The sequence below is a fragment of the Paenibacillus thailandensis genome (assembly GCF_042685365.1).
Classification (GTDB): Bacteria; Bacillota; Bacilli; order Paenibacillales; family Paenibacillaceae; genus Paenibacillus_AP; species Paenibacillus_AP thailandensis.
Genome location: NZ_JBHUMY010000012.1, coordinates 22,425 through 47,368, shown reverse-complemented (window position 1 = coordinate 47,368; position 24,944 = coordinate 22,425). Strand labels below are relative to the sequence as shown.

The window sequence follows — 24,944 nt, the reverse complement described above, 5'->3', positions numbered from 1 at the left end:
TGAAGTCAACCAACGTTTAATTATTCAGAATAGGGGGAAGTCCATTCCTATGAGTATGGAATTCATTGAGGCGCTGTCGGAGATCGAAAGGGAGAAAGGCATTTCGAAGGATGTGCTGCTCGAGGCGATCGAAGCGGCTCTGATCTCCAGCTACAAACGCAACTTCAATACGGCGCAGAACGTGCGCGTCGACATTAACCGCCACTCCGGCGTCATCAAAGTATACGCACGGAAAACCGTCGTAGACGAGCCGATCGATCCGCGCCTCGAGATTTCGCTGGACGCGGCCAGGGAAATCAACCCGCATTACCAGCTTGACGATATCGCCGAGATCGAAGTTACGCCGAGAGATTTCGGCCGCATTGCGGCTCAAACGGCGAAGCAGGTCGTAACGCAGCGCATCCGCGAAGCGGAGCGGGGACTTATATACAACGCATTCATAGATAAAGAGGAAGATATCGTTACCGGCATCGTTCAACGCCAAGACGTGCGCAATCTGTTCGTCGACCTCGGCAAAGTCGAAGCCGTTCTTCCGCTTACCGAACTGATGCCTACCGATAAATTCAAGCACGGGGACCGCGTCAAATCCTACATTACGAAGGTGGAGAATACGACGAAAGGGCCGCAAATCTTTTTGTCGCGCACGCATCCGGGCTTGCTGAAGCGGCTGTTCGAGCTGGAAGTGCCGGAGATTTACGACGGCGTTGTGGAAATCCGTTCGGTTGCGAGGGAAGCGGGCTTCCGTTCGAAGATCGCGGTTTATTCGCGCAATCCCGAGGTCGATCCGGTCGGTTCGTGCGTCGGCCAGAAAGGCTTGCGCGTCCAAACGATCGTAGGCGAGCTGAAAGGCGAAAAGATCGATATCGTCCGCTGGTCGGAAAATATCGAGGAATATGTCGCCAACGCGCTTAGCCCGTCCAAAGTGCTGGAAGTAATCGTATTCGAGCAGGAGAAGATGGCCCGCGTCATCGTGCCGGATTATCAGCTGTCCCTTGCGATCGGCATCAAAGGGCAAAACGCCCGTCTCGCCGCCAAGCTTACGGGCTGGAAGATCGATATTAAGAGCGAGACGCAGGCCGAGCAGGAATACGGCCGGCCGAAATCGCTAACCGGAGCTATGCATCAAGACTCTGTCTCTATCGATTGAGAAAAACTGCCATCGGAGTCCTTCGAAGACGAGCGACCGCGTTAAGAGGATGTTTGTATCGCCGAGAAAGTTCGTCTTCCTCTAACCTTTACCGGACTTAAACTTTCCGATGTGGTAATAACGGCGGCTTAAGCCTGGCCGACGAGCGAGGAGGGGGATGCAGTGAGACCGAGAAAAATACCGCTTCGCAAATGCGTAGCTTGTCAAGAAATGAAGCCTAAGAAAGAGTTGATTCGGGTCGTCCGCACGCCGGAAGACCAGGTTCTGATCGATTTAACCGGCAAAAAATCCGGCCGAGGAGCCTATTTATGCGGCCAAGTCCGCTGCTTTCAGCTGGCCAAGAAATCCAAAGCTTTCGAGCGCGCGTTGAAGCTCCAGGTTGATCCGGCCATATACGATCAGCTTGAACAGGATTTCATCGCAGTGGAAGACCAGTTTCTGGCAAGCAAGGAGCGTGCCGATGACGAAACCGAATAAAGCCTTGCAGCAGCTGGGGATGGCCATGCGCGCCGGGAAGCTCATATCCGGGGATGAAATCGTGCTCAAGGCTGTTCGTAAGAGAGAGGCGCGGCTGGTCATATTGGCCGGCGACGCTTCCGACAACACGAAGAAGAAATTCCGCGATAAATGCAGCACTTACGGCATACAACTTGAAGAGGCTTTTGACCGCATTCAACTAGGCAATGCAATCGGCAAATCAGAACGAGTTGTGCTCGCGGTCACCGACGCAAAGTTTGGACAAATGATTGCTGGACATCTGAGTCAAAATTCGGAGGTGTAAAATATTGAGCAATAAACCGGAGAGCAAAGACAATAAAGATAAATTGCGCGTATACGAATATGCCAAATCGCTCAACATGAGCAGTAAAGAAATTATAACGATTCTTAAACGGCTTAATCTGCCCGTTAATAATCATATGAGCGTAATGGAAAACGAAATGGTCTCTAAAGTCGAAGGCTTCTTCCGCGACATCAAAGCCTCAGCTGCCGCCAAGCGCGCGCAGGAGTCGAATGCAGCCGTATCCGCGGCGGTCCAGCCTGCGGGCAAACCGCAGGAACGCGGCGTACAGCAGGCTCAGAACGGAAACAAAAATCTAACACAGGATAGACAGGTGCCTATGAATTCAAATCATCCAAAAACAAGTGTAACTGAACAGCGACCACAATCCCAAGATCATAAACAAGGCCAGGCTCAGCGCCAGGAACGTCAAGGCGGCCAAGGGCAAGGGCAAGGACAAAATCGAACGGCATCCGGCAACCGCCCGAACGGCCAAAACCGCGGTCAAGGCCAAGCGGGCCGTCCGCAAGGCGGTCAAGGCGGCCAAGGCGGAGGACGCAACCAAGGCGGTCAAGGCCAAGGCGGCCAGAATCGCAATAGAGACGGACAAAGCGGTCAAGGCCGCGGGGGACAAGGAGGCGGCGCGAATCGCTCCGGCTATCAAGGAGCTCAAGCCCGTACGGGCGGAGGCGGCCAGCAAAACCCGCGTCCGCAGCAGTCGCAGCCGGCCGCCGCGCCGAGCCGCACATTCGATTCCAAGCCTGCAGCGCCGAGCCGCGGCGGCGACGACCGCTTTGATCGTTCCCGCAACGGCGGAGCCAAGAAATCGAATTATAACGGCCCTTCGAAACGTTTCGACGACAGCCGCGGCGGCGCGGGCAATTTCCGGAACAACAAGGGCGGCAAGGGCAAAGGCGGCCGCAACCAGCAGCAGCCGGAACGCCGCGAAAAAATCGACAACACGCCGAAGAAAATTATCGTGCGCGGCACGATGACGGTCGGTGATTTGGCGAAGCTGCTGCACAAGGATGCTTCGGAAGTAATCAAGAAGCTGATTTCGCTTGGCATTATGGCTACGATTAACCAAGAAATCGACATGGACGCGATTCTGCTGATCGCGGAAGAGTACGGTACGGAAGTCGAAGTGAAAATCCCGGTCGAGGAAGACGACTTCGAGAAGGACGAAGAGAAGGACGACGAAGCGGATCTTCTGCCGCGTCCGCCGGTCGTTACGATTATGGGTCACGTTGACCACGGCAAAACGACGCTGCTCGACGCCATCCGCAAAACGAACGTAACCGGCGGTGAAGCGGGGGGTATTACGCAGCATATCGGCGCGTATCAAGTCGAAATCAACCAGAAGAAAATAACGTTCCTCGATACCCCGGGCCACGAAGCGTTTACGATGATGCGCGCGCGCGGCGCCCAGGTAACGGATATTACGATTATCGTCGTCGCGGCCGACGACGGCGTCATGCCGCAAACGGTCGAGGCGATTAACCACGCGAAAGCGGCCGGCGTGCCGATCATCGTGGCCGTCAACAAAATCGACAAGCCGGAAGCGAATCCGGACAAAATCAAGCAAGAGCTTACGGAATACGAGCTTGTGCCGGAAGAGTGGGGCGGAGACACCATCTTCGTCAACGTATCGGCGAAGCAGCGAATCGGCCTGGAAGATCTGCTTGAGATGATTTTGCTCGTGGCTGAGGTTAACGACTACAAAGCCAACCCGGACAAACGGGCGCGCGGCACCGTTATCGAGGCGGAGCTCGACAAAGGCAAAGGACCGATCGCGCGCGTGCTTGTGCAGCACGGCACGTTGAAGATCGGCGACGCCTTCGTTGCCGGCAACTGCTTCGGACGCGTGCGGGCGATGGTCAACGACCGGGGACGCCGCATCAAAGAAGCGGGCCCGTCCACGCCGGTCGAAATTACGGGCTTGACGGAAGTGCCGCAAGCCGGCGACCCGTTCATGGTGTTCGAGGACGAGCGGAAAGCAAGAGCGATCGCCGAGCGCCGCGCCACGAAGCAGCGGCAATCGGAGCTTGGCGCCAATACGCGCGTCACGCTGGACGATCTGTACAACCATATCAAGCAAGGCGAAATCAAGGATCTGAACGTCATCATCAAATCCGACGTGCAAGGCTCCGCCGAAGCGCTTAAAGGCTCGCTCGCCAAGATCGACATCGAAGGCGTGCGCGTCAAAATCATTCACAGCGGCGTAGGCGCGATTACGGAATCCGACATTACGCTGGCATCGGCTTCCAATGCGATCGTCATCGGCTTCAACGTTCGTCCGGAACCGCAAGCGATGGCGACGGCCGAGCAAGAGAAGGTCGATATCCGGCTTCACAACATTATTTATAACGTAATTGACGAGATCGAACAGGCCATGAAGGGTATGCTTGATCCGATCTTCAAGGAAGTCGTCATCGGTCAGGCCGAAGTGCGCAACATATTCAAGCTCAGCAAAGTCGGCGCGATTGCGGGCTGTATGGTTACTTCCGGCAAAGTGACGAGAAATGCCGGAGTGCGCGTCATTCGCGGCGGCGTCGTTGTACACGAAGGAAAGGTCGATACGCTTAAGCGGTTCAAGGACGATGCCAAGGAAGTCGCGCAAGGTTACGAATGCGGCATTACGCTGCAGGGCTACTCCGACTTCAAAGAAGGAGACGTTATTGAAGCGTTTGTGCTGGAATCGGTTGAGAGGTGACAATAAGCATGGCGAAAGTACGCGTAGGACGCGTCGGCGAGCAAATCAAAAAAGAGCTTAGCCAAATTATTCAAACGGAGCTGAAAGATCCCCGCATCGGTTTTATAACCGTAACGGGGGTCGAAGCGACAAGCGATTTATCGCAAGCGCGCGTGTTTTTGAGCGTGCTCGGAAGCGAAGAACAGAAGGAAGAAACGTTAAAGGCGCTCGCTCGGGCAACGGGCTTTATCCGGTCCGAGCTTGGCAAGCGCATCCGGCTTCGCCATACGCCGGAGTTAATTTTCAAATTCGACAGCAGCATCGAGTACGGCAGCCGGATCGAATCGCTTCTGGACCAAATTAACCGCGGGGACGGCCAAGAATGACGCAAGCGGCTTATTTGCGGCAGTTGGACGACGCGCTTGATTTTATCCGGAAGCACGAACGTTTTGCGGTCGTTTCCCATGTGCAGCCCGACGGCGACGCCATCAGCTCGACGTCCGTCGTCGGCTGGCTGCTGCGGAAGCTCGGCAAATCGGCGGTGCTCATCAACGAGAACCGCGCGCCAAGCCGGCTCCATTATTTGTGGGGATACGACGATATCGTCTGTTATCTTTCCGATCCGCCGCAAGAGAAGTTCAGCGCCGTCATTTCCGTCGATTGCGCCGATTTTTCCCGAATCGGAAAGGCTGCGCAAGTATTTGAAGACGGAGCGGAGCTGCTGAATATCGACCATCATCCCACCAATGACGGATATGGCCGTGTAAACGTCATTCGACCGGATGCCGCCGCCACCGTGCAAATTTTATTCGATTTGATCGAGCGCTCGGGCATTCCGATCGATCTCGATTGCGCGACGGCCATCTATACGGGGTTGTTGACGGATACCGGCGGCTTCCGCTATTCCAATACGAGCCCGGACGTCATGGCCATTGCTTCCCGCATGCTCGCGGTGGGGGTTCCCGGTTATCAAATCGCCGACCGCTTGCTGGAGAAGATGAGCATGGCCAAGCTGAAGCTGCTTCAATTAAGCTTAAGCCGGCTTGAGTTTACCGAGGACGGCAATATCGGCTGGCTGTATATTTTGAAAGAGGATTTGCCGTCGACAGGCGCCACTTCCGAGGATATGGAGGGCATTGTGAATTACGCTCTGAATGTGGACGGCGTCGAGGTGGGCATTTTGTTCAAGGAGACGGAGAACGGTTTCGTTAAGGCGAGTCTTCGTTCGGCTGGCAAAGCGGACGTGGCCGGCATCGCGAAGTCGTTTGGCGGGGGAGGCCATGTCAGAGCAGCCGGCTGCACGCTGGAAGGCCCCGTCGCCGATGCCATGCCGAGGCTGCTTGAAGCTGTCAGAAAGGCGCTGATTTAACGGATGGACGGTATTTTGGCCGTATGGAAGCCGGCGGGGTGGACTTCCCATGACGTCGTCGCTAAAGTACGGGGCATTACGAAATTGAAACGGATCGGACACGCCGGGACGCTTGATCCGATGGTAACGGGCGTGCTGCCGTTATGCCTTGGCCGGGCTACCCGGGTAGTCGAATATTTGCAGGAGCGTCCGAAAGCGTACGAAGCGGTGCTGCAGCTCGGCATATCGACGGATACCGAAGATATGACCGGCAACGTCGTGAACGAAGTGCCGGCCGTTCATGTCAAGGAAGAGCAGCTGCTGCGGGTGCTGGACGGATTTAAGGGAACGATCGACCAAGTTCCCCCGATGTATTCCGCCGTAAAGGTGGACGGCAAGCGGCTTTACGAGCTGGCGCGGGAGGGGAAGACCGCAGAGCGCAAGCCGCGTCAGGTCGAAATTTACGACATTAGACTGCTTGAAGCGGAACTCGAACCGGATCGTCCGCGGATTCGATTTTACGTCGAATGCTCGAAAGGAACGTATATCCGAACGTTGTGCGTCGATATCGGCAAAGCGCTTGGCGTTCCGGCGGCTATGGCGGAACTTGTCCGCACGATGTCCGGCGGACTTACGCGCAGCGATTGCTTGACGCTCGAACAGATTGCCGAGCTTCAACAGGCGGGCAAGCTCGCGGAGCAGCTGCTTCCGGCCGACGCGGCTCTTTCCCACTTCAGACGAATCGAAGCGCCTCGTCCCGTGGCCGACAAAGGCCTTAAAGGGCAAAAAATTTCGCTCGCTCGCCTTAACGTCAGGCTTGAAGACGGGGAGAATGCCGTATTGTATGCCGACGACGGCAGCTTTATCGGCATTTTCCGCGCCGATTATGGGACGGGTGCTCTAAGACCGGTAAAAGTATTTTCATAACAGTTTAACGGAGCAAGCCATTCAAGAATTGCAGGTGTGGACCTTGGACATTATTACATTAAACTATCCGCTTCCAAACGTTCCGCCGGCCTTGCAGGGCAAGCCGTTGTCGTTGGCCGTCGGCCATTTCGACGGCGTGCATCGCGGGCATCAGAACGTCATCCGTAAGGCGGTAGAAGCGGCGCGCCGGAACGGCATGTTGGCTGGGGTCATGACATTCCACCCGCATCCCAAGGAGGTTCTCGGACAAGGCGACCATTATTACAGCGCCCTTACTCCGCTTCGGGACAAGACGGCTTTGTTCAAGGAGCTTGGAGTCGATGTCGTGTTGGTCGTACAATTCGACCTGAACTTTGCTGCGGTGAAGCCGGAGCAATTTATCGACGAGGTGCTCCGGCCGCTTCAAGCGAAGCATGTCGTGGTCGGCTTTGACTTTACGTTCGGCTATCGCGGGCTTGGGACCCCCGAGCTTCTGACCAAAGAGGGACGCCCGGAAATCGAAGTCGAAATCGTCGAACAGCTGTGCGAACGCGGCGTCAAGGTCAGCAGCACGTTAGTTCGAGCAGCCCTTGAAGAAGGCCGCGTCGACGAGGCGGCGCTGCTGCTTGGACGGCCGTACAGCGTAACGGGCGTGGTCGCGCACGGAGACAAACGCGGCCGCACGATCGGGTATCCGACGGCAAACGTCGAGATACAAGAGCGATATGTGCTGCCCCGGCTTGGCGTATATGCGATAACCGCCGAGTGGAACGGCAAGTCCTTCTACGGCGTTATGAACCTCGGCAAGAAGCCGACCTTCAAAGCGCCGGGCGGCGAAACGACCCTGGAAGCGCATTTGTTTGACTTTCATCGCGAAATTTACGGCGATCAGCTGACAATCCGGTTTCATTCCTTTATTCGATCGGAACGCAAGTTCGGGTCCGTGGACGAATTGATCGAACAGATCCATAAAGATTCGGCCACGGCGAAAATGAGATTCGAGCTAAACGGTTAGGCAGTTTACTTTATACGATCCGATATGCTATAATTCTTAACGTTGCTGTCGCATGGCGCGGCGGCGGCTTAACCGCGGCTTGGCCTATTGCTCTCACCGGCTCAGGCGAGGCTGTCGGCGATTATTACGATAACAGGAGGTGAACGAGGATGGCAATTACGCAAGAACGCAAACAAGAACTGATCGAAACGCATAAGACTCATGCGAGCGATACGGGATCTCCGGAAGTTCAAATCGCTATCCTGACGGAAAACATCGTGAATTTGACTGAGCATTTGCGGGAACATAAGAAAGATCATCACTCCCGCCGCGGTCTTCTGAAGATGGTTGGTCAGCGTCGTAAGCTGCTCGCTTATCTGAAGAACAAAGATGTTCAACGTTACAGCGCATTGATCGAAAAACTCGGCCTTCGCCGTTAAAACATGCGTAGCGAGAAGCAACCTGGTTATCTGGCTGTCCGGGCGTACCGGACGCCGGAAACGGGTTGCTTTTTGTAATAGCGACGTTTATTGAGTTGTGCGATTCGCCGTATTAGATTGTTTTACGTTTTAAAGGAAAAAGACAAGCTATTGAAGAATGGATACATAGAACAGGAGGGAATACATAATGACACATAGCGTTTCTATGACGCTGGGAGGACGTCCGCTCGTATTGGAAACCGGTCGTCTGGCCAAGCAAGCTAACGCTGCGGTAACGGTCCGCTACGGCGAGACGGTTATCCTTTGCACCGTCACGGCATCTTCGGCTCCAAAAGATCTTGACTTCTTCCCGCTGACGGTTAACTATGAAGAACGTTTGTACGCGGTCGGCAAAATCCCCGGCGGATTTATCAAGCGTGAAGGCCGTCCGAGCGAGAAGGCGATTCTGGCAAGCCGTCTGACGGACCGTCCGATTCGTCCGCTGTTTCCGGAAGGCTTCCGAAACGAAGTGCAAATCGCCAATCTGGTCATGAGCGTCGATCAAGACTGCTCTCCCGAAATCGCCGCGATGATCGGTACCTCGGCAGCGCTGACCATTTCCGACGTGCCTTTCAACGGCCCGATCGGCGGCGTTATCGTCGGCCGCATTAACGGCGAGTTCATCATTAACCCGACGGTGGAGCAAGAGAAGGAATCCGACATCCACCTCGTCGTGGCAGGCACCGCGAATGCGATCATGATGGTCGAGGCCGAAGCGAACGAAGTTCCGGAAGACGTTATGCTGGAAGCGATCATGTTCGGCCATGAGGAAATTAAAAAAATCGTTGCCACGATTAACGACCTGCATTCGGTTGCAGGCAAAGAGAAGATGGAAGTCGTGCTTCATTCCGTAGACAGCGACGTCAATGCAGCCGTCCGCGCTTTCGCCTCCGAGAAGCTTATCGAAGCGATCCGCATTCCGGAGAAGCATGCGCGCCAAGACGCCATCGATGCGGTCAACGCGGAAGCGATCGAGCATTTCGAGCAAGTTTACGCGGAGACGCCTGAACTGCTTGCGGATGTCAAAGAAATTCTTTACGACATTGTCAAAGAAGAAGTGCGCCGCCTCATCACGCACGACAAAGTCCGTCCGGACGGACGAGCCCTGGACGAAATTCGCCCGATCGAATGCGATATCGCCCTGCTGCCTCGGACGCACGGATCCGGCTTGTTCCAGCGCGGGCAAACGCAAGCGCTTAGCGTATGTACGCTCGGCGCGCTTGGAGACGTTCAAATTTTGGACGGCATCGATTTGGAAGAATCGAAACGGTTCATGCACCATTACAACTTCCCGCCGTTCAGCGTAGGGGAAGCCCGTCCGCTGCGCGCCCCGGGCCGCCGCGAGATCGGTCATGGCGCTCTCGGCGAACGCGCGCTGTCCAAGGTGATTCCGTCGGAATCCGAGTTCCCGTATACGATCCGTCTCGTATCCGAAGTATTGGAATCGAACGGCTCCACGTCGCAGGCAAGCATTTGCGCCAGCACGCTGGCCATGATGGATGCGGGCGTTCCGATCAAGGCTCCGGTTGCCGGTATCGCAATGGGTCTGATCAAGGACGGGGATCATTTCTCGATTCTTTCCGATATCCAAGGGATGGAAGACCATCTCGGCGATATGGACTTTAAAGTGGCAGGCACCGCACAAGGCGTTACGGCCATTCAAATGGACATCAAAATCGACGGCATCGACCGCGCCATTCTGACGCAAGCGTTGGCTCAAGCCCGCGAAGGAAGAATGTTCATCTTGGACAAGATGCTCGAGGTCATTCAACAGCCGCGCACGAGCTTGTCCAAATACGCGCCGAAAATCATTACGCTGCGCATCAATCCGGATAAAATCCGCGACGTAATCGGCGCAGGCGGCAAAATCATCAACAAAATCATCGAAGAAACCGGCGTCAAAATCGATATCGAGCAGGACGGCATGGTGTATATCGCTTCCAGCAACGAAGAGATGAACCAGCGCGCGAAAGCGATTATCGAAGGAATCGTCAAGGAAGTCGTCGTAGGCGAGATTTATGTCGGAACGGTCAAGCGGATCGAAAAGTTCGGCGCGTTCGTCGAAATTTTGCCGAACAAGGACGGTCTCGTGCACATTTCCCAGCTTGCCAACGAACGCGTAGCCAAGACGGAAGACGTGGTCAACATCGGCGATCAAATTACGGTCAAAGTTACGGAAATCGACCAGCAGGGCCGAATCAATCTCTCCCGTAAAGCCGTATTGGCCCAGCAAGATCAGGCGCCCGCCAAGTCCTAAGCTTCGGCGAAGGCGGGGGCCCGTATAGGAAGCGGAGCAAGCTTCGAAGCTTACTTCGCTTTTTGGGGGATAGCCCCTACCATAAAACCGAGAAGAAGAGTCAGATTACATCTGTCTCTTTTTTTGTTGCGCATAATCTCGTCCTGCTCTCCATACACATAAAACAAAGTTGTCCGCGCCGGTAAAAGCGATTGCGGCGAAACGGGCAAAACGGAAGAAGGCGGGATAGAGATGCGAATTCGTACGGCGCTCGTTGCGGCGGCCACGGCGGTTGCCGTGCTGCTGCTTGTCCTACTGAACGGCGGAATGAAAAGCTACATCCAATCGGTAAAAACAGTCGTTGCCTTGCCGGCGGCAGGCCAGCCAGCCTGGTCCGAGCCGGATAAGCAGAAACTGCTCGCGGTCATTGAGCAGGAAGCGGTCAAGCGGCGGATCGCCCCCGTCAACGCGCGGATCGACCGCGTATGGAAAGCGATACCCGGCTATAACGGTCTGGAAGTTGACGTCCGGCAAACGTACGAGCAAACGTTGAAGAAGGGCTCGCTTACCGATATACGCTATGTATATAAGGAAGTAGAGCCGCAAATCTCGCTGGACGATCTGGGCCCGCTTCCCATTTATAAAGGAAACCCTAACAAAAAAATGATTTCCTTTATGATCAATGTCGCATGGGGCAACGAATATATTGAGCCCATCCTCGAAACGCTCGACCGCGAGAACGTCAAATCGACCTTTTTTCTGGACGGCTCGTGGCTGCGCAAATATCCGGATATGGCGAAAAAAATCCAAGAGCGGGGACACGAAATGTCGAACCACGCCTACTCGCATCCGAATATGAGCCAGCTTAGCCGCGCGGACGCCTATAAGCAGATCGAAAAAACGGAAGAGCTGCTCCGGTCGACGTTAAATGTGTCCAACAAATGGTTCGCTCCCCCCTCCGGCGATTTCAACCAGACTACAGTGCAAATTGCTGCGGAGCAGCGTCTCAAAACCGTATTGTGGACCCTCGACACGGTCGACTGGAAGCAGCCGCCGCCGCAAACGGTCGTCGACAAAATCGCCTCCAAGCTTGAGCCCGGCGCCCTTATCCTTATGCATCCGACCAAATCGTCGCGGGATGCGCTGCCGGGAATGATTGCCGCCGCCAAAGCGAAAGGGTATGCCATCGGTACCGTCAGCGACGTTTTATCTTCGGCCAGAGTTCCTTCGCCAGTTGAGAGCGGCTTGCAATAGTGTTATAGTTGTACTTATTCGTGTGTTTACAGGAGGGGTAGGAGTGAACAAATATAAATTAAGCAACGGCCTCAGGGTCGTCGTCGAATATATACCTCACGTGCGCTCCGTTTCGTTTGGCATCTGGGTCAAAACCGGATCCCGAAACGAGACGCCGGAGAACAACGGAATTTCGCACTTTATCGAACATATGCTGTTTAAGGGCACGTCCCGGCGTTCCGCCAAAGATATCGCGGACCTGTTCGACGGAATCGGCGGCAACGTCAATGCCTTTACTTCCAAAGAGTATACATGCTATTTCGCCAAAGTGCTTGACGATCATCTGCCGATCGCCGTGGATGCGCTGTCGGATATGTTTTTCGAATCCGTGTTCGACGCGGAGGAGCTGGCGAAAGAAAAAAACGTCATCCTCGAAGAAATTGCGATGTACGAGGATACGCCCGACGACAAAGTCCATGACGAGGCGTCGAGAGCCGCGTTCGGCAATCATCCGCTCGCTTATTCCATCCTCGGGTTGGAGGAGAGGCTGACGGCTATGACGTCGGATACGCTGCGCGGTTATATGAAAGAACGGTATACGATCGAAAATACCGTTATCAGCGTGGCGGGCAACGTAGAGGAAGGGAAGCTGCTGGAGCTGCTCGAGAAGCATTTCGGCGGATTCAGCAACCATGGCTCGGTCGTGCCGGTTGAAGCCCCGGCGTTTATAGGCGATTATGTATTCTTCAAAAAGAAATCCGAGCAGAACCATATTTGCTTGTCGTTCCCGGGCTGCTCCAACAACGATCCGCAGCAATATGCGATGATTCTGCTCAATAACGCGCTCGGCGGCGGCATGAGCTCGCGCCTGTTCCAAGAAATCCGGGAGAAGCGGGGGCTTGCCTATTCCGTTTACTCTTATCATACGACGTACGCGGACTCCGGCTTGTTTACAATTTATGCAGGCACGGCGCCGAAGCAGACGCAGGAAGTGCTGGATCTGACCATGGCCCAGCTCGAGGAGCTGGCAACGAAAGGCCTTACCGAAGAGGAGCTGTTCCGCGGCAAGCAGCAGCTGAAGGGCAGCTTGATTCTGAGCCTGGAAAGCACCAGCAGCCGCATGAACCGAATCGGCAAAAACGAGCTGATGCTCGGATACCATTACACGATGGATGAGCTGCTCGACCGGGTCGATGCGGTTACGATGGACGACGTGAAGAAGATGGTGGACAAAATGCTGGCCGTTCCGTTCTCCGTAGCGATGGTCGGAACGAACGACAAGCCGGCCGCACAACTGAGGAGGGACCGTTTTGCATCAAGTATTGTTTAAAAGACTCGGCGGCAATGAAGATATTCCGTTGCCGAGCAGAATGTCCGAGTGGGCGGCGGGCTTTGACCTTCACGCAGCCGTAGAGGAGCCCGTCACGCTTGCCCCGGGAGAGCGCAAGCTGATTCCTACCGGCTTTGCGATGGCGATGCCCGCCGATCTCGAAGCGCAAATTAGGCCCCGCAGCGGGCTTGCGCTGAAGCACGGCATCACATGCCTCAATTCTCCGGGCACGATCGATGCCGATTATCGCGGCGAGGTGAAGGTGCTGCTCGTCAATTTGGGCCAGCAGCCGTTTACGATCGAACGCGGAGAACGGATTGCCCAAATGGTATTCCAGCAGCTTCCCGCCGTTGCGATTTCCGAAGCGGACGAGCTGCCGGACACGGTGCGCGGCGCCGGCGGATTTGGCCATACCGGAGTATAAGCGCCGCCAAGAACCGAATATTAAGGGATATAGACCAAGGACGAAGCGCCTTGGTCTTTTTTTCGTTTCGCCTTCTTCGTCTTTCACGCATTGTGGGCTGCCGCATAAACTGTTCGTATCTGGTGTGCAGAAAGGAGTGAAGCCAGCATGCTGACAGGTGTTCAGGTGCTGCTGCTCGGCGGAGATGCCAGGCAGCTTGAAGTTATCCGCAAGCTGTCGGAGTTGGACGCCAACGTAACCGTATGCGGATTCGACGGCCTGCACTCGCCGCTTGACGGTGCCGTTCACGCCGAGTTCGACGAACAGCTGTTCGAAGACGTCGATGCATTGCTGCTGCCGGCGGTCGGAACGGATGAGGTCGGCGTCGTGCCTGCCATATTCAGCGACCGCAAGCTGAAGCTGACGGACGCGCATCTCGCCCGGCTGCCGAAGCATTGCACCGTCTACACCGGCATTGCGAAGCCTTATTTGCGCGATTTATGTTCGACGCAAGGCCTTAAGCTGGTCGAGCTGTTTGACCGCGACGACGTGGCCATTTATAACTCCATCCCGACGGCGGAAGGAGCCGTTATGATGGCGATACAGAATACCGACATTACTTTGCACGGCTCGAGCAGCATGGTTCTCGGTTTCGGCCGTACGGGCATCACATTAGCCCGGACATTGCGCGGATTGGGCGCTTACGTCTTGATGGGGGTGCACCGGAGCGAGCATTTCGCACGGGCGAAAGAGATGGGATTCGAGCCGTTTTATACGGACCGATTGCAGCAAGCAGTGGGTAATATTGACTTGCTTTTTAATACAATTCCGACTATGATAGTCACAGCGCAGGTTATAGCGAATTTACCGCCGAGGGCCGTCATTATCGACCTTGCCTCCAAGCCCGGCGGAACGGATTTCCGGTTTGCCGAGAAGCGCGGCATTAAGGCGCTGCTCGCAAGCTCTCTGCCCGGAATCGTCGCTCCGAAAACTGCCGGACGAATCATTGCGGATTGTCTGGTTCAGTTGATATCGGAAGATATGACGATACGGGGGAATGACTGATGAATTGGGCAGGCAAGACGGTAGGTTACGCGTTGACGGGTTCGCATTGCACCCTTGAGGAAGTGATGCCTCAGGTGAAGCGTTTCGTAGACGCGGGCGCCAATGTCATACCGATCGTCTCGAATTCGATTCTGACCACGGATACTCGCTTCGGCACCTCCAAGCAGTGGCAGGAGCAGCTTAAAGCGATTACAGGCAACGAATTGATTTCGACGATCGTGCAGGCGGAGCCGCTTGGACCTTCCAAGCTGATCGACGTGCTCCTTATATCGCCTTGTACGGGCAACACGACGAGCCGGTTGGCCAACGCGATTACGGACAGTCCCGTTTTAATGGCCGCGAAGGCGCAGATGAGGAACGGAAGGCCGGTCGTACTCGCCATTTCGACGAACGACGGTCTGGGCTTAAACGCCGCCAACATCGCCAAGCTGTTAGTGGCTAAACATATTTATTTCGTGCCGTTCGGTCAGGATAATCCGGAGCAGAAGCCGAATTCCTTGGTTGCCCGGATGGATCTGGCCATGGAAGCTTGCGAGGCCGCCTTGCAAGGACGCCAGCTGCAGCCGATGCTGATCGAACGCTTCAATTATTAACGGCAATGGGATAAGGAATATGTTTTTGTCCTTGGTCTAAGGCCGATGCGATTCGGCAATGGAAGGCCAACAGAGAGCATTATTATATACTCCTTATATTTATAACGAAAGCGGCTCGTCTTAAGCGGGTCGCGACGGGGGAACCGGCAGCATGAGAATTATCGTTCAGAAGTTCGGAGGCACCTCGCTCTCGACCCCGCAAGCGAGGGCGAATGTCATTCGTCATATTAAAAGGGAACGCGACAACGGATATGCTGCCGTTGTCGTCGTTTCGGCTATGGGGCGCAAGGGAGATCCGTACGCTACGGACTCTTTGCTGCAATTGATAGCCGACAACGGCAATGCGCTGCAGCCTCGCGAGCAGGATATGCTCATGGGCTGCGGCGAGCTTATATCGGCGGCGGTTCTGTGCAGCCTGCTGGAATCGGAAGGGATTGGCGCCGTGGCGTTATCCGGCGGTCAAGCCGGCATCCGGACGGATGAACAGTTTGGACATGCCAGAATTAAAACGATCCGGCCGGATGCCGTTATCGAACATTTAAAGGAAGGCAAGACCGTCGTAGTGGCCGGTTTTCAAGGGATGACCGAAGCCGGAGAAATGACGACGTTAGGAAGAGGCGGCAGCGATACGTCGGCGACGGCGCTTGGGGCCGCCCTGCAAGCCGAGATCGTCGATATCTATACCGATGTTAACGGCATATTGACGGCGGATCCGCGGTTTGTGGAAGACGCCCGGCCGCTGGCGGTCGTCGGATATACCGAAATTTGCAATATGGCCCGTCAAGGGGCCAAGGTCATTCATCCGCGGGCGGTTGAAATCGCCCAGCAAGCCAGAATTCCGCTTCGCGTCCGATCGACGTTCACCGATGACGAAGGGACGCTCGTATCCGACGCTCCGGATTGGCGCGGCGACGTCAAGGTGAGAGACCGCCACGTGACCGGCATCGCCCATGTAAGCGGCGTGACGCAAATATCGGTGCAGGCCGTCGAAGGAAGCAGCGATATGCAGCTGCAAGTATTCCAGGCGATGGCCCGCAATCATATCAGCGTCGATTTCATTAATGTGACTCCGGGCGGAGCGGTATATACCGTATTTGACCGCGATGCGGAGCGCGCCGTAGACGTGCTTCGGCGGATCGGCTTTAACCCCAGCACGGTAAGCGGCTGCGCCAAAGTTTCGGTGATCGGCGGCGGCATGAACGGCGTGCCGGGCATTATGGCCCGAATCGTCGAAGCGTTGACGGAACAAGGCATTACGATCATGCAATCCGCCGATTCGAATACGACGATATGGGTGCTCGTTCGGGAGTCGGATATGATTCCGGCTTTGCGTGCGCTGCATGCCAAGTTTGAGCTCCATTTATAAAGGACACTGCACTAATGGGTTATTATAATGGGAGGAAAAGCAAAATGGAATTTGGAAGGCTTATTACCGCAATGGTCACTCCTTTTGACGAAAGCGGCGAAATCGATTGGGAGACGACAGGCCGGTTAATCGATTACTTGATCGAGGAGCAGCAAAGCGACAGCCTTGTCGTCTCCGGCACGACGGGCGAATCTCCGACGCTGAGCGACGGCGAGAAAGAGGCTCTATTCCGTTTTGCAGTGAAGCATGCGGCGGGCAGGTGCAAAATAATTGCGGGTACGGGAAGCAACAGCACGGCCCATTCCATCCATTTGACGAAGGTCGCGGAGGAATGCGGCGTGGACGGCGTTCTTCTTGTAGCCCCATATTACAATAAACCTAGCCAGGAAGGCTTGTACCGGCATTTCAAAGCGATCGCCGAATCGACGAAGCTCCCCGTGATGCTGTATAACGTTCCGGGACGGACGGCCGTCAATATTTCGGTCGAAACGACGCTTCGCCTCGCCGAGATCGATAACGTCGTCGCGACGAAAGATTGCAACGGCACCGACTTCCTGACGGAAATTATATCCGGCGCTCCAGCGGGCTTCAAAGTCTACAGCGGCGACGACAGCGCGACGCTTCCGACGCTTGCGGTAGGCGGCTACGGAATCGTTAGCGTGGCGAGTCATATCGTCGGTTCCAAGATGAAAAATATGATTACGGCCTATTTGAACGGAGACGTGCAGTCGGCGGCGAAGCTACATGCCGAATGTTACCCGGTGCTGAAAGGGCTGTTCCATTGTCCGCATCCGGTGCCGAATCCGGTGCCGCTCAAATACGCGCTTTCCTTGAAAGGACATCCGGTCGGCGGGGTTCGTTTGCCGCTTGTAGAGCTAACGGAAGCGGAGCAGGCATTTATCCGTCGGCTTGTTCAATAGCACGCTTCTCTTTTCGCGCTTAATGGAAAATTAAACGTTTCCGGAAGCGGTATGAAAGGAGAGCGGCCGCGTTTAAGCGGAAGTTTTTATCGCCAATAAGAATCTTGGTTTTCATAAGACATGAAAACTTATCAATTCTTATGTGTATAAAGCAACCGGTGCTTGGCGGCACCGGTTTTATTTTTGCCGCGTTCGGGAAGCCTATTAGGCGACAAAGCGCATAAAACCGGGCTTTTGACGAATCATTAAGCCGGTTTAAGAAATCGCTTTACCGGATTCACTTGTGTTCCATCTTTTTCTTCATGTATAATGGGTTCAAGTGATTGGGTGCGGCAATGATTTGGAATTATGTTTTAGCTTGTTGGAGCGGCGTCCGGCAAGAAACGTTTGACATAATGTAAGCTAAGCTTACTTTTGATGTTGCAACTACTAGGAGGATAGATACACTTGTCTAAAAAGAACAACCAGGATAAACTGCTTATTTTTGCATTGGGCGGAGTAAGCGAGATCGGGAAAAACATGTATGTCGTCCAATACGGCAACGACATCGTCGTCGTCGACTCGGGCCTTAAATTTCCCGAAGAGGACATGCTCGGAATCGATATCGTCATCCCGGACATTACTTATTTGACGGATAATCGCGATAAAGTAAGGGGCATTCTCATTACGCACGGACACGAAGACCATATCGGAGGCTTGCCGTATATTCTGAAGCATCTGAACGTTCCGGTGTACGGAACCAGGCTGACGCTCGGTCTGATCGAAAGCAAGCTGAAGGAAGCCGGCCTGCTCGGCGAAACGAAACGTGTGCTCATCAATGCGGATTCCGAAGTGCAAATGGGCTCGATCCGCGCCAGCTTCTTCCGTACGAACCACAGCATTCCGGATTCGGTCGGCATTTGCCTCGATACGCCGGAAGGCGTAGTCGTTCATACCGGTGACTTCAAGTTCGACCATACGCCGGTAAACGACCAATTCGCGGATTTGCAGCGCATTGCCGAGATCGGCAAGCGCGGCGTGCTTGCGCTTTTGTCGGACAGCACCAATGCCGAGCGTCCGGGCTTTACGCCGTCGGAAAGCAACGTCGGAGAGGCGCTGGAAGATATTTTCCGCAAATCGACGCAGCGCGTCGTCGTCGCTACCTTTGCTTCCAACGTTCATCGCATTCAGCAAGTCATTAACGCCTCGATAGCAACTCGCCGCAAAATTGCTGTCGTAGGACGCAGCATGGTCAATGTCGTCAACATCGCTTCGGAGCTCGGCTATTTGAACATTCCGGAAGGCATGATCATCGAGCCGGAAGAAGTGAACAAGATGGCTGCAGACCGGGTCGTTATTTTGTGCACGGGCAGCCAAGGCGAGCCGATGTCGGCTCTTACGCGAATGGCTCGCTCCACGCATCGGAAGATCGACATTTTGCCGGGGGATACGGTTATCATTGCCGCGACTCCGATCCCTGGCAACGAGAAATATGTAGGAAGAACGGTAGACGAGCTTTACAAGCTTGGCGCAAACGTCATTTGGGGACCGGGTTCGGTATCCCGCGTCCACGTATCCGGTCACGGCAGCCAAGAAGAGTTGAAGCTGATGCTGAATCTGATCCGTCCGAAATATTTTATTCCGATCCACGGCGAATACCGGATGCTGCGCATGCATGCGCAGCTGGGCGAAGGCGTCGGCATCGATAAGGACAATATTTTCATTATCGATATCGGCGACACGATCGAAATCCAGAACGGCGTAGCGCGCAAAGGCCCGAAGGTGCCGTCCGGCAACGTTCTAATCGACGGGCTTGGCGTCGGAGATGTCGGAAACATCGTCTTGCGCGACCGGAAGCTGCTTTCGCAAGACGGCATCCTTGTCGTCGTAGTTACGCTTAGCAAAGAGAACGGCACGATTTTGTCGGGACCCGACATCATTTCCCGCGGTTTCGTATATGTACGCGAATCCGAAGGACTGCTTGACGAGGCGAACCGCATCGTAACGTCGACGCTGAACAAGCTGATGAACGACAACGTAAACGAATGGGCTTCGTTGAAAACAAACGTTAAAGACGCATTGGGCCGGTTCCTGTATGAACAAACCCGCCGCCGTCCGATGATCCTCCCGATCATTATGGAAGTATAACGAAATCGAATAACGGCAAGACAACCGCTGTGACGGTCGCCATAAGGCGACGCGCGGCGGTTTTTTTTCGTTCGAGGAACTATTTTCGACGCAACGGCAGTTAAATCGTTTCTTTTTGCCGGTATGGAAGTAACGCCTTGGCACATACTATGTTGAGCTTGCAGCAGCTTGTAAAGGAATAAGCTATCCTACAGAAGGAAGAAGGAGGATTCACACATGCGCATGCATTTTTCCTCGGACCAGCAACCGGAGCCCGGCGGCGACGACAAACAGAAGAAGGCGGGAGCGCCCGTCATGGACACGATTCAGCAGTACGGCCAACCGCAGGCCCCGGCGCCGCAGGAAACTTCCAATATTTATTGCATGACCATCATCGGGCAGGTGGAAGGACATCTTGTATTGCCGCCGCAGAACAAAACGACGAAATACGAGCATTTAATTCCTCAACTTGTTGCGGCGGAGCAAAATCCGAAGATCGAAGGCATTCTGATTGTCCTGAACACCGTCGGCGGCGACGTAGAAGCCGGTCTTGCCATCGCAGAGATGATCTCTTCGTTGTCCAAACCGGTCGTTACGCTTGTTCTCGGCGGCGGGCACTCGATCGGCGTGCCGATTGCCGTCGCGGGAGACATGTCGTTCATTGCGGAATCGGCTACCATGACGATACATCCGATCCGGCTGAGCGGCCTCATTATCGGCGTGCCGCAAACGTTTGAATATTTGGAGAAAATGCAGGAGCGGGTGATCCGGTTCGTGACATCCCATTCCAAAGTTTCCGACGAGAAATTCAGGGAGCTTATGTTTAAAACGGGGGAGCTGACCAGGGATATCGGTACGACCGTCATCGGCCCGGAGTCCGTCGAATACGGACTTATCGACGCGGTCGGCGGCTTGGGGGAAGCGCTCAAGGAGCTTAACGCCCGCATTGAAGCCAGAAGGCTTCCGGCTCCGGAGGTGGTCAATTAACATGACCATTTACACAAGCATGCCGCTCGAGGTCGTGCTGGACGGCATTCATAATGACAAGCGAAGCTTTCATGAAATATGGGTGGGAGGCATCCATATGCAGGTAGAGCCGGTGGCCCCCGGGGTAGGGCGCATCGTACGCCTGCTGCAATGCGACCTTGAGCATTATTTGAATCCGATGCTGGCTCCCGGCACTATCGTTCATTACGGAGCGGGGAACGCGCCTGGCGAGCCGAGAAAAGACACGGAATAGGAACATTTGTCCAAATGTACGATTTTAAATGTTTGCTCATGCCGGTTCGGGTTCGTCTCTAGACAAGCTTGACGCGCATGTCGTTTCTGCTTGACCTGTGGTATAATATTTTACCAGAGGTGAAGCAAGTGGCAAAAAAAAGAAGACGAAAAAAATCGATACCCGGACAATTAAAATATGAAGTATACGGCATTTTGCTCATAACGATATCCATTATAGCCTTGTCGGGAGAGGCAACGGTAGGCCGATCTTTGTCCAAGCTTTGCGGACTCGTTTTGGGCAAATTTTATTTTGCGCTTGCTTTGGTCGGCGTTGCGGTAGGCTTGGCCGTGATGGTGAAGCGGGCATGGCCGCGGGGCTGGACGCAGCGCCGAACCGGTCTCGTCGTGCTGCTGCTGGCGTTGACGCTGATGAGCTCCATCGCGGAAGTGGATCGCAGCGTGAAGCCTGCGGTCGATCAGTCCGGCAGCGAATTGTCCGGCGGCCTGATTCTGGAATATTTAAGCGATAACCTCTATTCGGAGCTTATCGAATCGGATCCGGACGATACCCGGTCGATCAGCGAGAAGGCGATTAGCGGCGGTTACGTCGGGGCGCTCCAATATTCGATTCTATATTCGTTGTTCGGTTATTTCGGCGCAAAGCTGATTATGTATGTGATGGTCGCCATCTCCATCATGCTGCTCACGGGCAAATCGTATGTCGAGCTCATCCGGTTGGCCCGCGACAAGAGCGTGCGTCTGTTTAAGCTGCTTAAGGCAAAATGGGACAGCCGCAGCTCGCTTCGGTCGGCTACGGCCGTACAAGGAGGTAAAACGGCGGTTCAGCCTGACGCCGATGCGATTGACGATATTGACGACGATGAAGGAGAAGTGTACGTAAAACCGCCGCGCGCCAAGAAGTCGTTGTTTTTCTCCTGGCGTACGCCGGAACCCGCCGGACAAGAGGCGCCTTACGATCCGCAGGATGACTGGTCGCTGGAAGAAACCCGCGATGAATCTCAGACGGAACCCCGCTGGATTGCGGACGCCAGCCGGCAGCCTTGGGTGAAGACGGCGGACGATATCGTTCCCGCGGAACATCGCGAAGATCAGGAAGCGGAGCCCGACATTATGCCTTGGGAAGCACAAATGTCGGCAATCCGTTCCAGCTTGAAGAATAACGCGGGGTCCTCTTACGGAGAAGCCGTTCACCCTCATGACTCCGGAACGAATCCGACAGCGGAGGCAATCGATCCGGAGGAGGAAGAGCTTTGGAGAGATGAGTCCGAAGAGGAAGTACATACGGAACAAGATTGGCAGGACCATGCCGATCCGGAACCGGACGATACCGCCTTGGAGCGGGATCCGGTATGGCAGGAAGAAGACGATGAACCGGAGAGTGCCGTTCAGAGCCTTGCGGCCGTACCGGAGGACGAGGAAGGCGGTCTCCATGTAAATCCGGAAGCGCAGCAAACGGCAAAGCCTCAGCCTAAGCCGTACGTTCTTCCGCCGATGACGCTTCTGACGAAGCCAAGATTAAATGGAAGAAACGGCGACAAGGCCGATACGCTCGATTCGAAACGAAAGCTGGAGGCAACGCTCGAAAGCTTCGGCGTGCGGGCCAAAGTGCTTGACGTTGTGCCGGGACCTGCCGTTACCCGATATGAAGTACAGCCCGCGACCGGCGTCAAGGTGAGCCGGATCGTCAGCCTTACCGACGATATCGCCCTTGCGTTGGCGGCGAAGGATATCCGGATGGAAGCGCCGATTCCGGGCAAGTCGGCGATCGGCATCGAGGTTCCGAACGGCGAAGTATCCGTCGTTACGATGCGCGAAGTGATGGAGACGCCGGAATTCATGAACGCTCCTTCCAAGCTGTCCATCGCCTTCGGCAAAGATATCGCAGGCACGCCGATCGTCGGCAACTTGGCCAAAATGCCGCATTTGCTCGTAGCCGGCGCCACCGGCTCCGGCAAATCCGTGTGCATTAACGGCATCATTACGAGCATTCTGTACAAAGCGAAGCCGGACGAGGTCAAGTTTCTGATGATCGACCCGAAGATGGTCGAGCTGAATATGTATAACGGCATTCCGCATCTGCTCGCTCCCGTCGTGACCAATCCGCGCCGAGCTTCGCTTGCGCTGAAAAAAATCGTCGTGGAGATGGAGAAGCGGTACGAGCTGTTTTCCAAATCGGGAACCAGAAACATCGAAGGCTACAACACGCTCATGATCGACAATCCGTCGGCCGTCTTGCCTTACATCGTCGTAATCGTGGACGAGCTGGCCGACCTTATGATGGTCGCGGCCGGCGACGTCGAGGATTCGATTGCTCGCCTTGCCCAGATGGCGCGGGCGGCCGGCATTCATCTGATCATCGCGACCCAGCGGCCTTCTGTCGACGTCATTACCGGGGTGATCAAAGCGAACATTCCTTCGCGGATCGCTTTCGGCGTTTCATCGGCGGTCGACTCCCGCACTATTCTCGATACGGGAGGAGCGGAGAAGCTGCTTGGCAGGGGGGATATGCTTTATTTGCCGGTCGGCATGTCGAAGCCGATTCGGGTGCAAGGGGCTTTCCTATCCGATCCGGAAGTGGAGGCGGTCGTCACGTTTGCGAGCAAGCAAGCGGAAGCGGAGTTTAAGGAAGATCTGGTGCCGGAGCTGGAGGAAGAAGCGGAGGGCAGCTCGGAGGAGCAACTGGACGAGCTATTCGACCAGGCCGTGCAAATCGTCGTGGACGCCAAGCAGGCTTCCGTATCGTTGCTTCAGCGAAGGATGCGGATCGGCTATACGCGCGCCGCTCGGCTGATCGACCAGATGGAGGCGCGGGGCATCGTCGGTCCATACGAAGGAAGCAAGCCGCGCGAGGTGCTTGTATCCGGCGATCATAACGCGGGGCCGCTCAGCTCTTGAGGAGCAGCGGCCCTTTCTTCATATACGGTTGTCCTTGGACAAGGACGACATTGTCGTTTCCGCTTGCGACCGATCTTCGAGTCGTCTGCATAGAACCATAAATCCTTTCTCATACTAACCGCAGGTAACGCTGCATATAAGCGGACTAACTTGCAAGAGAAAGGCAGATTCCGACATGAAAAAACGTTTGATAGCGGTCACTGCGGTGACGGCACTGTTGCTGCTAGGCCTGTTCACGTTGTACCGTGCAGGCGGTTTTTCTACCGAAACTTTCAGCAACGCGACGATTAAGCTCGGTTCCTCCGGGCAGGATGTTTACGAGCTTCAAGGAAGATTGAAGCATCTCGGTTATTACGACGGAGCGATCGACGGCTATTTCGGTCCGAAAACCCAAAACGCTGTAACCTGGTTTCAGTGGAAATTCGGAATGAAGTCCGACGGAGTCGTCGGAGCCAAAACGAAGCTTAAATTGTGGGAGGCAACCAAGAATTGGAAGCCGACTGCTGCCGATACCGGAAAAGCTCCCGCCGCAAATAAGGGCGGCGGCGATACGGCCGACGACGGGTCGCTCGCTAAAGCGAACAATTTAGGCTTGACCGCAAACGACCTGAAGCTGATGGCCAACGCCGTTTATGGCGAAGCCCGCGGCGAACCGTACGAAGGCCAGGTTGCGGTAGCGGCGGTTATTTTAAACCGGCTGCAGGACGAGAGATTTCCGAAGACGATTTCCGGCGTTATTTTCGAACCGCTCGCTTTCACCGCGGTAGCCGACGGCCAAATATGGCTGACGCCCAACGAAACGGCCGCAAGAGCGGTAAGGGATGCGGTCAACGGCTGGGATCCGACGGGAGGATGCACGTATTATTTCAACCCGGAAACGGCGACTTCCAAGTGGATTTGGAGCCGGCCGCAAGTCAAAACGATCGGAAAGCATATTTTCTGCATGTAGAATTTATCGCCAAATCGAGCCTACGGTTTCGGAAGGTTATAAATTCTGTTGCGGTCAAACATAACTTTCGTTTGTTTCAGGCGAAAGAGCTTATGCAGCTTCATAAGCCAAGCTATAGAAGCAGCCGGAACTGCGGACAGCAGCTTCGGTTGCTTCTTCCATTTGCAAGGGTTAGAATTGGTATAAGATAAGCGGGATTTGGAATATATTTGAACTTATCCTGCGTTGAAGGAAAGGAGCAAACGGCGTGACCTTATTCGAA

22 protein-coding genes are annotated in these 24,944 nt (G+C 54.9%); all 22 read left to right on the top strand.

Translation table 11 applies throughout. The annotated features are described in order from the left end of the window. The first annotated feature begins 49 nt into the window (after positions 1-49). The 22 genes from nusA to sleB all read left to right on the top strand — a co-directional run bounded on the left by nusA (position 50) and on the right by sleB (position 24,682). On the top strand, positions 50-1,147 hold the full coding sequence (nusA, locus tag ACFSW5_RS11675) for a transcription termination factor NusA (RefSeq protein WP_379273043.1): 1,098 nt from the start codon (positions 50-52) through the stop codon (positions 1,145-1,147). A gap of 162 nt (positions 1,148-1,309) precedes the next feature. Continuing rightward, entirely contained in the window at positions 1,310-1,624 is a 315-nt protein-coding gene (rnpM, locus tag ACFSW5_RS11670) for an RNase P modulator RnpM (protein WP_379273040.1), read from the top strand. Continuing rightward, complete coding sequence (locus tag ACFSW5_RS11665) at positions 1,608-1,928, top strand: L7Ae/L30e/S12e/Gadd45 family ribosomal protein (protein ID WP_379273038.1); 321 nt, start codon at positions 1,608-1,610, stop codon at positions 1,926-1,928. Before rnpM ends, ACFSW5_RS11665 begins: the two co-directional genes overlap by 17 nt. A 76-nt stretch (positions 1,929-2,004) precedes the next feature. Beyond that, entirely contained in the window at positions 2,005-4,638 is a 2,634-nt protein-coding gene (gene infB, locus ACFSW5_RS11660) for a translation initiation factor IF-2 (protein WP_379273873.1), read from the top strand. 8 nt (positions 4,639-4,646) lie between these two features. Next, positions 4,647-5,003: a 30S ribosome-binding factor RbfA gene (gene rbfA / locus ACFSW5_RS11655; RefSeq protein WP_379273036.1), complete on the top strand. Its 357-nt coding sequence runs from the start codon at positions 4,647-4,649 to the stop codon at positions 5,001-5,003. Continuing rightward, positions 5,000-5,986, top strand: a complete 987-nt coding sequence (locus tag ACFSW5_RS11650) for a DHH family phosphoesterase (protein WP_379273034.1) — start codon at positions 5,000-5,002, stop codon at positions 5,984-5,986. The genes rbfA and ACFSW5_RS11650 overlap by 4 nt, the downstream gene beginning before the upstream one ends. Before the next feature lie 3 nt (positions 5,987-5,989). Continuing rightward, positions 5,990-6,892 carry a tRNA pseudouridine(55) synthase TruB gene (truB, locus tag ACFSW5_RS11645; protein WP_379273032.1) on the top strand — a complete coding sequence of 301 codons (903 nt, stop codon included), beginning with the start codon at positions 5,990-5,992 and terminating at the stop codon, positions 6,890-6,892. Positions 6,893-6,935: 43 nt separating this feature from the next. Next, a complete protein-coding gene (locus tag ACFSW5_RS11640; protein WP_379273030.1) occupies positions 6,936-7,886 on the top strand; it encodes a bifunctional riboflavin kinase/FAD synthetase in 951 nt (316 codons plus the stop codon). 149 nt (positions 7,887-8,035) lie between these two features. Beyond that, entirely contained in the window at positions 8,036-8,305 is a 270-nt protein-coding gene (rpsO, locus tag ACFSW5_RS11635; RefSeq protein WP_379273028.1) for a 30S ribosomal protein S15, read from the top strand. A 187-nt stretch (positions 8,306-8,492) separates the two neighbouring features. Then, positions 8,493-10,601 carry a polyribonucleotide nucleotidyltransferase gene (gene pnp / locus ACFSW5_RS11630; RefSeq protein ID WP_379273024.1) on the top strand — a complete coding sequence of 703 codons (2,109 nt, stop codon included), beginning with the start codon at positions 8,493-8,495 and terminating at the stop codon, positions 10,599-10,601. Between the two features lie 231 nt (positions 10,602-10,832). Next, a complete protein-coding gene (locus ACFSW5_RS11625; protein ID WP_379273022.1) occupies positions 10,833-11,834 on the top strand; it encodes a polysaccharide deacetylase family protein in 1,002 nt (333 codons plus the stop codon). Positions 11,835-11,877: 43 nt separating this feature from the next. Next, the gene (locus tag ACFSW5_RS11620; protein WP_379273019.1) at positions 11,878-13,143 is read left to right on the top strand and encodes a M16 family metallopeptidase; all 1,266 of its coding nucleotides are present in this window, start codon (positions 11,878-11,880) and stop codon (positions 13,141-13,143) included. Next, on the top strand, positions 13,124-13,567 hold the full coding sequence (gene dut / locus ACFSW5_RS11615; protein ID WP_379273016.1) for a dUTP diphosphatase: 444 nt from the start codon (positions 13,124-13,126) through the stop codon (positions 13,565-13,567). Before ACFSW5_RS11620 ends, dut begins: the two co-directional genes overlap by 20 nt. A gap of 147 nt (positions 13,568-13,714) precedes the next feature. Continuing rightward, positions 13,715-14,611, top strand: a complete 897-nt coding sequence (gene dpsA, locus ACFSW5_RS11610; protein WP_379273013.1) for a dipicolinate synthase subunit DpsA — start codon at positions 13,715-13,717, stop codon at positions 14,609-14,611. Then, a complete protein-coding gene (locus ACFSW5_RS11605; RefSeq protein ID WP_379273010.1) occupies positions 14,611-15,204 on the top strand; it encodes a dipicolinate synthase subunit B in 594 nt (197 codons plus the stop codon). The genes dpsA and ACFSW5_RS11605 overlap by 1 nt, the downstream gene beginning before the upstream one ends. A 151-nt stretch (positions 15,205-15,355) precedes the next feature. After that, positions 15,356-16,570, top strand: coding sequence for an aspartate kinase (gene dapG, locus ACFSW5_RS11600; RefSeq protein ID WP_379273008.1), 1,215 nt, complete (start codon positions 15,356-15,358; stop codon positions 16,568-16,570). A 44-nt stretch (positions 16,571-16,614) separates the two neighbouring features. Then, positions 16,615-17,490, top strand: coding sequence for a 4-hydroxy-tetrahydrodipicolinate synthase (dapA, locus tag ACFSW5_RS11595; protein WP_379273005.1), 876 nt, complete (start codon positions 16,615-16,617; stop codon positions 17,488-17,490). Positions 17,491-17,937: 447 nt separating this feature from the next. Continuing rightward, the gene (locus ACFSW5_RS11590; protein ID WP_379273003.1) at positions 17,938-19,617 is read left to right on the top strand and encodes a ribonuclease J; all 1,680 of its coding nucleotides are present in this window, start codon (positions 17,938-17,940) and stop codon (positions 19,615-19,617) included. Positions 19,618-19,839: 222 nt separating this feature from the next. Beyond that, positions 19,840-20,583: a ClpP family protease gene (locus ACFSW5_RS11585; RefSeq protein WP_379273870.1), complete on the top strand. Its 744-nt coding sequence runs from the start codon at positions 19,840-19,842 to the stop codon at positions 20,581-20,583. A gap of 1 nt (position 20,584) precedes the next feature. Further along, positions 20,585-20,836 carry a YlzJ-like family protein gene (locus ACFSW5_RS11580; RefSeq protein ID WP_379273001.1) on the top strand — a complete coding sequence of 84 codons (252 nt, stop codon included), beginning with the start codon at positions 20,585-20,587 and terminating at the stop codon, positions 20,834-20,836. A gap of 128 nt (positions 20,837-20,964) precedes the next feature. Beyond that, a complete protein-coding gene (locus ACFSW5_RS11575) occupies positions 20,965-23,733 on the top strand; it encodes an FtsK/SpoIIIE family DNA translocase (RefSeq protein ID WP_379272999.1) in 2,769 nt (922 codons plus the stop codon). Positions 23,734-23,908: 175 nt separating this feature from the next. Further along, positions 23,909-24,682: a spore cortex-lytic enzyme gene (gene sleB, locus ACFSW5_RS11570; protein ID WP_379272997.1), complete on the top strand. Its 774-nt coding sequence runs from the start codon at positions 23,909-23,911 to the stop codon at positions 24,680-24,682. The last annotated feature ends 262 nt before the right edge of the window (positions 24,683-24,944 follow it).